The 12,589-nt window shown below is 72.8% G+C and carries 13 protein-coding genes; 7 read left to right on the forward strand and 6 right to left on the reverse strand.

The window, feature by feature from the left end; all coding sequences use genetic code 11:
* Positions 1-20: 20 nt before the first annotated feature.
* From BM041_RS26095 to BM041_RS26105, 3 genes are all read right to left on the reverse strand, one after another.
* Complete coding sequence (locus BM041_RS26095; RefSeq protein WP_092962854.1) at positions 21-1,265, reverse strand: phosphotransferase; 1,245 nt, start codon at positions 1,263-1,265, stop codon at positions 21-23.
* A gap of 148 nt (positions 1,266-1,413) precedes the next feature.
* The gene (locus BM041_RS26100; protein ID WP_092962855.1) at positions 1,414-2,640 is read right to left on the reverse strand and encodes a DUF2336 domain-containing protein; all 1,227 of its coding nucleotides are present in this window, start codon (positions 2,638-2,640) and stop codon (positions 1,414-1,416) included.
* Positions 2,640-3,887, reverse strand: coding sequence for a sensor domain-containing diguanylate cyclase (locus tag BM041_RS26105; protein WP_092962856.1), 1,248 nt, complete (start codon positions 3,885-3,887; stop codon positions 2,640-2,642). Before BM041_RS26105 ends, BM041_RS26100 begins: the two co-directional genes overlap by 1 nt.
* Before the next feature lie 133 nt (positions 3,888-4,020).
* Here BM041_RS26105 and dapD point away from each other — a divergent pair, with 133 nt between their 5' ends.
* The 4 genes from dapD (at position 4,021) to BM041_RS26125 (ending at position 7,827) form a co-directional block, all read left to right on the forward strand.
* Entirely contained in the window at positions 4,021-4,857 is an 837-nt protein-coding gene (gene dapD / locus BM041_RS26110) for a 2,3,4,5-tetrahydropyridine-2,6-dicarboxylate N-succinyltransferase (RefSeq protein WP_092962857.1), read from the forward strand.
* A 129-nt stretch (positions 4,858-4,986) separates the two neighbouring features.
* Positions 4,987-6,108, forward strand: coding sequence for a succinyl-diaminopimelate desuccinylase (gene dapE, locus BM041_RS26115; RefSeq protein ID WP_092962941.1), 1,122 nt, complete (start codon positions 4,987-4,989; stop codon positions 6,106-6,108).
* Positions 6,109-6,188: 80 nt separating this feature from the next.
* A complete protein-coding gene (locus BM041_RS26120; RefSeq protein ID WP_092962858.1) occupies positions 6,189-6,731 on the forward strand; it encodes a hypothetical protein in 543 nt (180 codons plus the stop codon).
* Between the two features lie 28 nt (positions 6,732-6,759).
* Positions 6,760-7,827 (forward strand): Ldh family oxidoreductase, encoded by a 1,068-nt coding sequence (locus tag BM041_RS26125; protein WP_092962859.1) that lies wholly within the window; start codon positions 6,760-6,762, stop codon positions 7,825-7,827.
* A gap of 3 nt (positions 7,828-7,830) precedes the next feature.
* On the opposite strand, the gene truA is transcribed toward BM041_RS26125, so the two are convergent.
* From truA to def, 3 genes are read right to left on the reverse strand one after another with little or no spacing between them, the layout of a single operon-like run.
* Positions 7,831-8,592: a tRNA pseudouridine(38-40) synthase TruA gene (truA, locus tag BM041_RS26130; protein WP_092962860.1), complete on the reverse strand. Its 762-nt coding sequence runs from the start codon at positions 8,590-8,592 to the stop codon at positions 7,831-7,833.
* The gene (gene fmt / locus BM041_RS26135; RefSeq protein WP_092962861.1) at positions 8,592-9,521 is read right to left on the reverse strand and encodes a methionyl-tRNA formyltransferase; all 930 of its coding nucleotides are present in this window, start codon (positions 9,519-9,521) and stop codon (positions 8,592-8,594) included. Before fmt ends, truA begins: the two co-directional genes overlap by 1 nt.
* Positions 9,518-10,054, reverse strand: coding sequence for a peptide deformylase (def, locus tag BM041_RS26140; protein WP_092962862.1), 537 nt, complete (start codon positions 10,052-10,054; stop codon positions 9,518-9,520). The genes fmt and def overlap by 4 nt, the downstream gene beginning before the upstream one ends.
* 152 nt (positions 10,055-10,206) lie before the next feature.
* Between def and BM041_RS26145 the strand changes: the two genes are divergently transcribed.
* From BM041_RS26145 to BM041_RS26155, 3 genes are all read left to right on the forward strand, one after another.
* Positions 10,207-10,704: an Hsp20 family protein gene (locus BM041_RS26145; protein WP_092962863.1), complete on the forward strand. Its 498-nt coding sequence runs from the start codon at positions 10,207-10,209 to the stop codon at positions 10,702-10,704.
* A gap of 65 nt (positions 10,705-10,769) precedes the next feature.
* A complete protein-coding gene (locus BM041_RS26150) occupies positions 10,770-11,024 on the forward strand; it encodes a DUF1150 family protein (RefSeq protein WP_092962864.1) in 255 nt (84 codons plus the stop codon).
* A 78-nt stretch (positions 11,025-11,102) separates the two neighbouring features.
* On the forward strand, positions 11,103-12,557 hold the full coding sequence (locus BM041_RS26155; RefSeq protein WP_092962865.1) for a dihydrolipoyl dehydrogenase family protein: 1,455 nt from the start codon (positions 11,103-11,105) through the stop codon (positions 12,555-12,557).
* Positions 12,558-12,589 lie beyond the last annotated feature (32 nt).

The following is a 12,589-nucleotide window of genomic DNA, read 5'->3' on the forward strand; positions in this document are numbered from 1 at the left end:
GCAGGCGGGGGCGTCAGCCCTCACCCCTCCCAGGCCAGCGCGCGTTCCAGGTAGCAGGCGGCGGCCTGCGGGTGTTCGTGCCGCGTGGCCAGTTGCCAGGCCGACAGCGCCGCCGCCAGCATCATCTGGGACGTGCCCACCCCCGCCGGCAGCGGCCGCGCCCAGGTGATGCGGTCCAGCGACATCGCCCCCCCCTCCTCCGGGCTGAACGGCACCGGCCAGCCCGCGCCGATCGGCGCCAGCCACCAGCGATCCCAGTCGATCACGCTGGGCGTGCCCTGCTCATCCGCCAGGATGTTGCCGGCATGCAGGTCGTCATGCAGGACGAAGAGGGGCAGCGGCGCCAGCGCGGCCTCGATCGCCGCCATCCGCGCCGCCGCCGCGGACGCCGCGCCATCGGCCCTCAGCCGATCGCCGAGATGCGCGCGCACGGCCGGCCGAAGCCCGCCGGAAGCCACATAGCGCAGGTCACCCATGATCTGGTGCATCAGGTACTTGCCCGTCGCCAGGCGGGGGTGCGGGGGCTCGGACCAGTAGTGGTACATCAATTCGCGCCAGGTCCGTTCCCAGCGGGACACCGGCAGCGTCTCCCCCGGGATCATGGCGTGGAAGCTCGACCCGAAGGGGCCGTTCCGCAGCATGCCGTAATAGGCGGGGGCGAACAGCCGCTGCGGCGGCACGGTGGTGAACAGCAGGTCCTGGAGCGTCAGCTTCTCGACCTCCGACTTGCTTTCGCCGAAGGTCTTCTCCACCAGCACCACGGGGCGGGACCGGCCTTCCAGCGTCACCTCGTGCCGGTACAGCGCCATGGCGACCATGCCCGGGCGCATCCGGGTCGTCGCGATCCCGCGCACCTCTCCGCCGAGCCTCGGGCCCAGCACCCGGCCAAGCCGCGCCAAGCTCGTCTCGCCCTCGAAATGGGCGAGGAACTTCTTCTGCACGGCAACGCGCTTGGCCAGCCAGTCCCGCCTGTCGGCGAAGCCGGCATGGCCCGCCGCCACCAGCACCTGGTAGACCAGCTGGCCCGCGGCCCAGTCCAGCGACGCATTGTATTGCTCCGCGAGGGCGACCAGCGCCGCGTGATCCGCCAGCGCGTCGTCGCAGCCCGGCTGCAGCAGGGGGGCCACCAGGGGGGCGAGCACCGCCCGCGCCTCCTCCCGCCGCCCGGCCTCCAGCGCCTCCAGCGCCGCACGGAGCGCGCGGTGGGACGCCGGGGGCGCGCCATGCGGTGCGGCGACCGACGTCGCCTGACTATCGCCTGTCATCGTATCCACCCGCCACCGCCCCTGCGCCCCCGCCGTTTCGCTGCGGCGCAGGGCCGCTTTCGCCGCCCCAAGGGGCTTTCGCGAGGCGGACGATATTTGCGGGTCCGGAAAAGTCCAGCATGACCCGCGCGGCGCGGCGCGCCGGGGGTCAGGCGGGCAGGCTCTCCAGCAGTTCCGCCTGCCATTCCAGTTCCGCATTCGCCATCGCCCAGCCGCCGGTCGCGGTGGGGCGGACGATCTCATGCGGCGGCAGGGCGCCCAGCACCATCTGCACCGCCTCCGCCAGGGCCGGCGACCAGCCGGCCCGGTGGCACAGCCCCGCCAGGGCACGGCCGCTGCGCAGGGATAGGGCGGCTTCGATCTGCCCCTCCGTCATGGCGGAATCGCGGGCCAGCGCCTCCTTCAGCGCCTCCCGGTCACCGACGCGGGCGGCAGTGAACAGCGTGGCCTCATGCGGCGCCACCTCCCCATCCGCTTCGGCCATGCGGGCGATGAGGCGGGATCGGAGCGATTCCGCCAGGCCGCTCGGCAGGTCCGGCCGCGCCGCCAGGCGGCTGATCAGGTGGTCGGCCACGATCTCCCCCAGCGCGCGGGCGGCGCGCGGCGGCAGGCGCGACCGGCGGATCAGCGCCGCCTGCCAGCTCGGCCGGCTGCCCGCGCCAGCCACGAGCGAATCCAGCGTCGCCTCCCGGATGGCGGCGGAGGGATTGGCCAGCAGCACGGCGACGGCGGCGGTATCGGCGGTGGCGGCGATGGCGTCGGTGACGGGTTCCGTCAGGGCCGGGCGGCGGGCAACGGCGCGCCGCGTGCCGGGCGCCGGCGGATCCGCCACCAGGGCCATCAGGTCGTCATCGGTCAGCAGCGGCGACAGGCGGATGACGGGCTCCGCCACCGGCATTGCCGTATCCCGGGCGAGGCGCAGGATCAGGTCCCGGGGTGCATCGGGCATGTCGCGCAGCACCGCGGCCAGCGCGGCCCGCACCTCGACCGCCGTATCCTCCACCAGCAGCGCCAGCGTGCCGCCGGTCAGCCGCGTCATGCGGTCCTGCGCCCCGGCATTCAGCTTCGGCGCCAGGCGGGCGACGCGGCGCGCGAGTTCCGTGCGCACCGCCGCGTCCTGGTCATCGGCCAGCAGCCGGTCCGCGGCCGGCGGGGTCGCGGCATTGCCGGCCACCGCCCGCCGGACTTCCGCGGCCGGGTCCGCGGCCAGGTAGGTCAGCAGTTCCGGCGGCGTGCCGGCCTGGCGCGCCACAGCCGTGCGCGCCGCCGTATCGCCATGCCGCGCCGCATGGACCGCCTCCGGGCTGGCCCCGTGGGAGGCCGCCGGGGATGCTCCACGCGCCGCCCCCTGGGCGGCGGGCGCCATCGCCGCCATCAGCGCCGCCCCCCGGCCTTGGCGCGCTTCACCGCATACATCGCGGCATCCGCCCGCATCATCAGGCTGCCCAGGTCCTCCCCCGCCGCAGGCAGCGCGATGCCGAGGCTCGCGCGCAGCGCGCCCTCCCCGGCCTCAGGCCAGCCCGGCAGCGGGCCGGGATGGCCGATCGGCCGGGCGCGATCCAGCGCCGCCGCCTCGCTCTCCACACCCTCCAGCCAGAGGCAGAATTCGTCGCCGCCCAGCCGCGCCGCCACATCGCCCGGCCAGGACGCGGCGCGCAGCCGCTCCGCCATGCCGCGCAGCGCGGCGTCCCCGGCCTCATGCCCCAGCACGTCGTTCAGCGGCTTGAGGCCATCCAGGTCGATGAACAGCAGCGCGCCCGCCGCGGGGCGCACCCGGCCGGCCAGGGCCATGGTGAAGCCGCGGCGGTTCAGCAGCCCGGTCAGCGCATCCCCATGCGCGGCCTGCGCCAGTTCCTGCTGGCGCAGCGCCTCCGCATGCAGGCCGGCAACGGGCATGGCCAGGGCCTCCAGCAGGTCGCGGTCCTCGGCATCGAAATCGGGCTGCGCCTCGTCCCGCCAGGCCAGCAGGCAGGCGCCGGATTCGGCACCGACCAGCAGCAGCCGGCTGGCCGCGGCCGGGACATCACCGGGGGAAGGCAGGCGGCCGAGCGGCACGGACGCCGTGCCCTCCACCGCCACGCGCCAGCCCGCGCCTTCCGGCACCAGCAGCGCCGCACCCATCGCCGGCAACGCCGCCGGCAACGCGCGCAGAATGGCGCCGAGGGCCGCCGCCGCATCGCCCTGCCGCTGCCCCAGCCGCAGCAGCCTGCCGAGCGTCGTCGCGCGGCGCAGCGCGCGGGCGGAGACCTCCGCCATCCGCTCCTCCGTCGTCACGTCCCGCCCGGCGCCGCGCAACCCTTCCTCATGCGGCACCACCGTGAAGTCGAGGCAGGATGGCGTGCCATCGGCGCGGTTCAGCCAGATGCGCGCGCCCCGCATCGCCTGGCGCGTGCGGAACAGGCCGCAGCCGCCGCCGGCCAGCAGCTGCGCGGCCGGCCGGCCCAGCAGCGCCTCCGCCCGCCAGCCCAGCACCTCATCCGGCCCGACGAAGGTGAAGCAGCCGGCGCCATCGGTCTCGAACACCATGTCCGCCGCCAGCAGCGCGAAATCGCGCCAGCGGGCACGGCTGTCGATCAGCGCGGATGCCAGCGAGTGTTCGCGATCATCGGGTAGGACATCCATGCGGGGAAGGATGCGGGAAGCGGGTGAATTGCCGGTTAGCGCGGGATGCGCGCCCCCTTCCGTTGACATCGCGCCAGCGCGCTAGGCATGGTCCCGGCGCATCGATACCCCCCGCCAGGACACCCGCACCACCATGGACAAGACTGCCCTCCAGGCCCGCATCGAAGCGCTCTGGGCGCGCCGGGACACGCTGAATGCGCAGACCCACGGCGCCGATCGCACCGCGGTGGAGGAAGCGCTGGCGCTGCTCGATTCCGGTGGCGCGCGCGTCGCGGAACCCGACGGAAACGGCGGCTGGAAGGTGAACCAGTGGCTGAAGCAGGCCGTGCTGATGTCCTTCCGCCTGTCCGACAGCCAGCCGATGGACACCGCCGCCGGTGCCTATGACAAGGTGCCGCTGAAGTTCGAGGGCTGGGGCGAGAACCGCTTCAAGGCCGCCGGCTTCCGCGCCGTGCCGGGCGCCGTCGTGCGCCGCAGCGCCTATATCGCGCCGGGCGTCATCCTGATGCCGTCCTTCGTCAACCTCGGCGCCTATGTCGACAGCGGCACGATGGTGGATACCTGGGCCACGGTCGGGTCCTGCGCGCAGATCGGCAAGAACTGCCACATCTCCGGCGGCGCCGGCATCGGCGGCGTGCTCGAACCGCTGCAGGCGAATCCCGTCGTCATCGAGGATGACTGCTTCATCGGCGCGCGGTCCGAGGTGGCGGAAGGCGTGATCGTGGAACGCGGCAGCGTGCTGTCCATGGGCGTCTATCTCGGCATGTCCACCAAGATCATCGACCGCGCGACGGGCGAGGTCTTCTACGGCCGCGTCCCCGCCTATTCCGTCGTCGTCTCCGGCACCCTGCCCGGCAAGCCGCTGCCGGATGGCACGCCGGGGCCGAGCCTCTACTGCGCCGTGATCGTGAAGCGGGTGGATGAGAAGACCCGCTCCAAGACCAGCATCAACGACCTGCTGCGGGATTAGCCTTTTCATGCCCTCAGACGCCGGGCGCCGCCTCCGGCAGCTTGGCTTCCGCGCCTGCGCGCTGTCGCATCGGTCGATGCGGTGGCGCTGTGCGCGCGGCCGCTTCGCGGCTCGGGTTGGCCGGGCCGCATGACCGACCCCCTTCCCCTCGCCCAGGCGCTGATCCGCTGCCGCTCCGTCACCCCCGCGGATGACGGCGCGCTGGCGGTGCTGGAAGCGGCGCTGGCGCCGCTCGGCTTCGCCTGCCAGCGCGTGGATTTCGGCACCACGCCGAACCTCTATGCGCGGCGCGGCACCGGCGGCCCGCATCTGATGTTCGCCGGCCATACGGATGTGGTGCCGCCGGGCCAGGGGCACTGGACCACCGATCCCTTCGGGGCGGAGGTCCGCGGCGGCGTGCTGTATGGCCGCGGCGCGACCGACATGAAGGGCGGCGTCGCCGCCTTCGTGGCCGCCATCGCCGCGGTGCTGGAACGCCGCCCCGCCCTGCCGGGCAGCCTGTCGCTGCTCATCACCGGGGATGAGGAAGGCCCGGCGCTGGACGGCACGGTGAAGGTGCTGGGCTGGCTGAAGGACCGGGGCGAGATCCCCGATTGCTGCCTGGTCGGCGAGCCCACCAGCAAGGTGGAACTGGGCGACACCATCAAGGTCGGCCGCCGCGGCAGCCTGAACGCCGCCATCACCGTCCACGGCACGCAGGGCCACGCCGCCTATCCCCAGCGCGCCGACAACCCCGTGCACCGCCTGGTCCGCGTGCTGCACGCGCTGACGGCGGAGCCGCTCGACCAGGGCACGCGATTCTTCGAGCCGACGAGCCTGCAGGTCACCAGCGTCGATGTCGGCAACCCCGCCACCAACGTCATCCCGGGCAGCGCCACCGCGCGGCTCAACATCCGCTTCAACGAATTGCACACCGAGGCCAGCCTCACCGCCCGCATCAAGGCGGTGCTGGCGGCGGAGGCCCCGCGCCACGACCTGTCCATCGAATGCTCGGGCGAGAGCTTTCTCACCTCGCCCGGCCCCTTCGTGGATGCGCTGGTGCGCGCGGTGCGGGCGGAATGCGGGCGGGAACCGTCGCTCGATACCGGTGGCGGCACCTCCGATGCCCGCTTCGTGGCGAAGCATTGCCCGGTGGCGGAACTCGGCGCGGTCGGCGCCACCATGCACAAAGCGGATGAATGCACGCCGGTCGATGAACTCCGCGCCCTCTCCCGCCTCTATGCCCGGGTGATCGAGGAGGTGCTCGGCTGAGCGGGTCCCCCGCGCCCGGCGCCGGCGGTCCGGGCGGCACGCCGCCGGAACCGCCGCTGCGCCTGTCGATCGCCGCCGGCATGGCCGGCGCCACGCTGCTGGCGCGCGGACGGCCGGAGGGGATGGTGCTGATGGAAAGCACGCCGTCCGGCGCCTGGCGGTCCTTCATCGCGGCCGCCATCTGCCTGCCCGCCTTCCTGGCGCTGCGCTTCTTCAGCTGGGCGCAAGCCGGCGCGGGGATGGAGGTGCTGGGCCGCCCGCTGATGGCGGAGATCATCACCTATGCGCTGGGATGGCTGATCTTCCCGCTGATCTCGCTCTTCGTGGCGGAGCTCTGGGGCCGCGGTGCCGCCTGGCCGCGCTTCATCGCGGGCTGGAACTGGATCAACATCATCCAGTACCTGCTGTGGCTGGCCCTCGCGGTGCCGGTCGCGCTCGGCGCCTCGGGGCTGCTGCTGCAGGGGCTGACGCTGGCGTGTTTCGGCTACCTGGTCTGGCTGGAATGGTTCACCGTGCGCGTGGGCCTCGGCCTGACCGGCGGCAGGGCGACGGCGGTGGTCTTCCTCGACCTCCTCATCGGCGTCTTCCTGGCGGGGCTGGCGCAGCGGCTTTCGCTGGGCTGAACGACAAGGATTGGGGGAGACACGTCGCATGACCGACCGGCAGGAGGTCGCCCGGCATGATGTCGGGGGGCTGCGGCAATTCGCCATCAGCGCCTGCACCGCCGCGGGGCTCGATCCCGAGAAGGCCCGCGCGGTGGCGGAGGTGCTGCTGGAAGGCGACCTCATGGGCCATGACACGCATGGCCTGGCGCTGCTGACGCCCTACCTCGATGCGCTGGCCAGCGGCGACATGCGCGCGGTGGGGGAGCCGGAGCTGGTGGCAGCGACCCCGGTCGCGGAAACCTGGGATGGCCGCAAGCTGCCCGGCCCCTGGCTGGTGCGCCGCGCCATCGACAAGGCGCAGGAACTGGCCGCGGATTTCGGCATGGGCGCCATCAGCATCCGCCGCTGCCACCATATCGGCGCGCTCGCCGCCTATGGCCCGCCGGTCGCCGCCGCCGGGCGGATGCTGATCCTGACCTGTTCGGACCCCGCCACCGGCAGCGTCGCCCCCTGGGGCGGCACGAAGCGCGTCTACACCCCGAACCCGCTGGCCGCCGCCTGGCCGACCCCCGCGGGGCCGGTGCTGATCGACGTCTCCATGTCCAACACCACGAACGGCATGACGGCCCGCAAGCGCGCGGAGGGCAAGCAGTTCGACCACCCCTGGCTGCTGGACGGCCACGGCAATCCCACCACGGACCCCAACGCCTTCTGGGCCGAACCCGCCGGCACGCTGCTGCCGCTGGGCGGGATCGAGGCCGGGCACAAGGGCTTCGCGCTCGGCCTGCTGGTGGAGGCGCTGACCAGCGCGCTGGCCGGCCATGGCCGCGCCGACAACCCCACGGGCTGGGGTGCCTCCGTCCTGGTGATGGTGCTGGACCCCGCCCGCTTCGGCGGCACGGACGCCTTCATGCGGGAGACCGGCTGGATGGCCGATGCCGTCCACAGCAACCCGCCCCGCCCCGGCCAGGCCGCCCCCCGCCTGCCCGGCGAGCGCGCGATGCAGCGCCGGGCGGAGGCGATGGAGAAGGGCGTGGCCCTCCACCCCGGCATCCCGCCGGCCCTGGCGAAGCTGGCGCAGCGGTTCGAACTGGAAGCGCCGGAACCGCTGTAGGGATCAGACCCAGTCCGGCTCCGGATCGTACTTCGCGTAGCGGAACACCAGCCCGTCCGGCGGCGCCGTCATCCCCGCGCGCGTCCGGTCCCGCCCCTCCAGCAGGGTGCGGGGCCAGGTGACGGGCCGCCGCCCATCCCCCACCTCCACCAGCGTGCCGACGAGGTTGCGGACCTGGTGGTGCAGGAAGGACCGGGCCTCCGCCACGATCACCACCTCCTCCCCGATGCGCGACACGTCCAGCCGGTCCAGCGTCCGCAGCGCCGACTTCGCCTGGCAGGAGGCGGCGCGGAAGGCGGAGAAATCATGCTTGCCGAGCAGGCCCTGCGCGGCCTCATGCATCGCGCCCGCATCGAGGCGCCGCTTCACATGCCAGACCTTCCCCGGCTCCATCCCCGGCCGCGATGGCCGGTTGAGGATGCGGTAGCGGTAGCCACGGCCGATGCAGTCGAAGCGCGCCGACCAGTCATCGGCCACGCGCGCCGCGGCGGTGACGACGACGGGATGCGGCAGGGTGCGGAAGTTGATGGCATCGCGGATGCGATGCGGCGGCAGGTCCTGCGCCAGCACCACATCCGCGACCGCCGCTTCCGCATGCACCCCCGCATCCGTGCGCCCTGCCGCCGTCGCGGTCGGCACTTCGCCATGGTTCAGGAAGGCGCAGGCTTCCTCCAGCACCTTCTGGACACTGGGAAGATCGCCCTGCCGCTGCCAGCCGCAGAATTCCGTGCCGTCATATTCCAGGCGCAGCGCGTAGCGCGGCATCAGGCTGGGGTCGGGGCTAGCACGGTGCCCGCCGGCATCGGAAAGCCACGGAGAAAATCCGCCGCCGGCATGGCCGCGCGGCCCGCGCGTTGCAGCCGCAGCAGGCGGATGGCGCCGGCCCCGCAGGCGATGGTGGGCGCGCCATCCAGCACAGTCCCCGGCAGGCCCTCGCCCGGGGCGGGTTCCGCCGCCAGCACGCGGATCACCTCCTCCCCCGCCTGGAAGAAGCAGCCGGGCCAGGGATTCATGGCGCGGATGCGCCGGTCCAGCGCCGCGGCATCCTGCCACCAGTCGATCCGCCCATCGGGCTTGGAGAGCTTGGGCGCATAGGTCACGCCCTCCTCCGGCTGCGGCACCGGTTCCGGGTTTTCCGCGAGTGCCCGCAGCACAAGCGGCCCGCCGATCGCAGCCAGGGCATCGTGCAGCTCGGGCGTCGTCATGCGCGGGCCGATCGGGACACTTTCCCGCAGCAGCATGGGGCCGGTGTCCAGCCCCTCCTCCATCCGCATGATGGTGATGCCGGTTTCGCTGTCCCCGGCCAGGATCGCCGCCTGGATCGGCCCGGCGCCCCGCCAGCGCGGCAGCAGGGAGGCATGGATGTTGAGGCACCCCCGCCGCGGCGCGTCCAGCATCGCCTTGGGCAGGATCAGCCCATAGGCCGCGACCACCGCGACATCCAGGTCGAGCGCCCGGAACGCCGCGTGCTCCGCCTCATCCTTCCTGACGCGCGCCGGCGTCCGCACCGGCAGCCCCAGTTCGAGCGCGGCGCGATGCACCGGGCAGGGCGTCTCCCGCTGCCCGCGCCCCGCCGGCTTCGGCGGCTGCGTGTAGACCGCGACGATGTGGTGCCCCGCCCCATGCAGCGCCCGCAGCGCCGGCACGGAAAAATCCGGGCTGCCCATGAACGCAATGCGGAGGGGGCGGCTCATTCGCTCGCCTTGGCCTTCAGCTCCTTCGCCAGCTTCCGCAGCAGCATGTTGCGCTTCAACGCCGAGAGGTGATCCACGAACAGCACGCCATCGAGGTGGTCGATCTCATGCTGCAGGCAGGCGGCCATCAGCCCCTCGCCCTCGATCTCCTTCTTCGCGCCGGTCAAATCCTGGTAGCCCACCTTCACCCGCGCGGGCCGCGTCACCTCCGCGAACTGGTTCGGCAGGGACAGGCACCCTTCCTCCCGCGTCGCCAATTCCTTGCTGTCCGCGATGATGGTCGGGTTCACCAGGACCAGCGGCGCGCGGATGTCGTTCTCATGCAGGTCGATCACGACCAGGCGCAGCATCTCCCCCACCTGCGGCGCGGCCAGCCCGATGCCCGGCGCCTTGTACATCGTGGCCAGCATCCGTTCCGACAGCGCCGCGATCTCCGCCCCCGCCGCCAGGACCGGCTTCGCCTTGGCGCGCAGCCGGGGATCGGGCACGAAAAGGATGGGCATCAAGGCGGGGTCGGTCGGGGGCGTGGACATGGCGGGCCTTGGTGGCGGAAGGGCCGGCACAGGTAGCCCCGCCCCGCCCCCCTTGCAACGGCGCACCCAACCGCCAAAATCTCCCCCCACGGGGTGCCTTGGGGCCCCGCGGACCAACGCTTCGCTCCTGAGCGAGGAGGCACACGATACCGATGTCACGCCCTTCCCTGTTCGGCTCTCCGCTGTTCCTCGGCTTCGACCATCTCGAACAGATGCTCGACCGCGTGCAGAAATCGGCTGACGGCTACCCCCCCTACAACATCGAGCAGACCGGGGAGACGCGGCTGCGCATCACCCTCGCGGTGGCCGGCTTCTCGATGGACGACCTCCAGATCACGCAGGAGGACAACCAGCTCGTCATCCGCGGCCGGCAGCGCGACGATTCGGAAGGGCGCATCTTCCTCCACCGCGGCATCGCCGCCCGCCAGTTCCAGCGCGCCTTCGTGCTGGCCGAGGGGATCGAGGTGGAAGGCGCCTGGCTCGACAACGGCCTGCTGCATGTGGACCTGCGCCGCCCCGTGCCGGAAGTGCGTGTGAAGACCATCCAGATCGCGGCGCGCGGCAATGGCGCGCCGCAACGACCCGTCGTCAGCCAGGTGAGCGACCTGCCGCCCGCGCCGATCAACGGTATCCGCAACAGGGAGGGGTGATCTTCGGATACCCCTGCCGCGTTCAATCCACACGGGCCTCCGGGACGTGCGGGAAGGAGAAGACCATGAACGACCATGACAGCTACGCCGACGAGGCCCCCAGCTTCCTCAGCACCAATACCCTTCGCAGCCTGTCCAACCGCGATTTCGCGCGCCTCGGCGCGGACCATGTCGCCTATCTGCGCCCCGTCGTGATGAATGGCGCCGTCGCCTTCAGCATCCATGCCGCGGATGGCACGCCCATCGGCGCCGCGCCCAGCGCCATGCTGGCCGCCGCCGCCATCCGGCAGCACGACATGGAACCGGCCTCCGTCCACTGACGCCCCCGGCCCGCCCGGGGCTTGCCCCGGGCGGCGCCAGGTTGCATTGCCGGTGCCGCACGGCAGAGGACGCGGCCCATGGCCTTCGGCAGCACGCCTGACTTCGACGTGGTGGTGATCGGCGCCGGCGCCGCCGGCCTGTCCACCGCGGCCTTCTCCGCCGGGCTCGGCCTGAAGGTGGCGCTGATCGAGCGCGGGGCGATGGGCGGGGACTGCCTGAACTACGGCTGCGTGCCCTCCAAGGCCATGCTCGCCGCCGCCCATGCCGCCGCCAGCGCCCGCAACGCCCACCGCTTCGGCATCCGCCTGCCCGCGCCCGAGATCGACTGGGCGGCGCTCCGCGCCCATATCCGCGGCACCATCGCCCACATCGCGCCGACCGATTCCGAAGCCCGTTTCCGGGCCATGGGGGTGGAGGTGATCCGCGCCTCCGCCCATTTCGCAGCGCCGGACGTGATCGAGGCCGCGGGCCGCCGCATCACCTTCCGCCGCTGCGTGATCGCCGCCGGCAGCCAGGCCATCGTGCCGGACATCCCCGGCCTCGGCCCCGTCCCCTGGCTGACCAATGAGACGATCTTCGACCTGGAGGAACCGCCGGGCCACCTGATCATCCTCGGCGGCGGACCCATAGGACTCGAGATGGCGCAGGCCCATGCGCGCCTCGGCTGCCTGGTCACGGTGATCGAGGCCGGGCGCATCGCCGGGCGCGACGATCCCGAACTGGCCGATGGCCTCCGCCGCGCGCTGACCGCGGATGGCGTGGCGCTGCTGGAAGGCGCTAAGCTGTCGCGCGTGGAGCCCGACCCGGCGGAGGATGGCACCCCCGGCCTGGTCGCCGTGCTGGAGGATGGACGCCGCATCGGCGGCACCCACCTGCTGCTGGCGGTGGGCCGCGCGCCGCGCCTCGCGGGGCTCGACCTCACTGCCGGGCAGGTCGCGCACAGCAAGGCGGGCATCACGACGGATGCCGGGCTGCGGTCCACCACCAACCGCCGCGTCTTCGCGGTGGGGGACATCGCGGACCCCGTCGGCATAGGCCCCCGCGCCTTCACCCATGTGGCGTCCCAGCATGCCGGCATCCTCGCCCGCGCCATGCTGTTCCGCCTGCCCGCCAAGGTCGACTACGCCGCCCTGCCCCGCGTGACCTACACCGACCCCGAACTCGCCCAGATCGGCATGACGGAGGAGGAGGCCCGCGCCGCCGGCCACGACATCCGCATCCTGCGCTTCCCGGTGCCGGAGACCGACCGCGCGGTGACGGAGGGCGTGCGCCACGGCCTGGTCAAGCTGGTGGCCACGAAGTCCGGGCGGTTGCTCGGCGCCGGCATCCTGGCCCCCCATGCCGGGGAGATGGCCGGCACCTTCGCCCTGATGATCGGCCGCAAGATGAAGCTCTCCGCTTTGGCGGGCCTGGTCCTGCCCTACCCCACCCTGGCGGAGGCCGCGAAGCGGGCGGCCGGCGACTTCTACGCGCCCAAATTGATGTCGCCCTTCGTCAAGCGCCTGGTCGGCTTGCTCAAGCGCCTGCCCTGAGCAACCCTCCCGCCCATGCCGCGCTGCAACAT

Origin of the sequence: Falsiroseomonas stagni DSM 19981 (assembly GCF_900114315.1) — a bacterium.
Taxonomy (GTDB): Bacteria; Pseudomonadota; Alphaproteobacteria; order Acetobacterales; family Acetobacteraceae; genus Falsiroseomonas; species Falsiroseomonas stagni.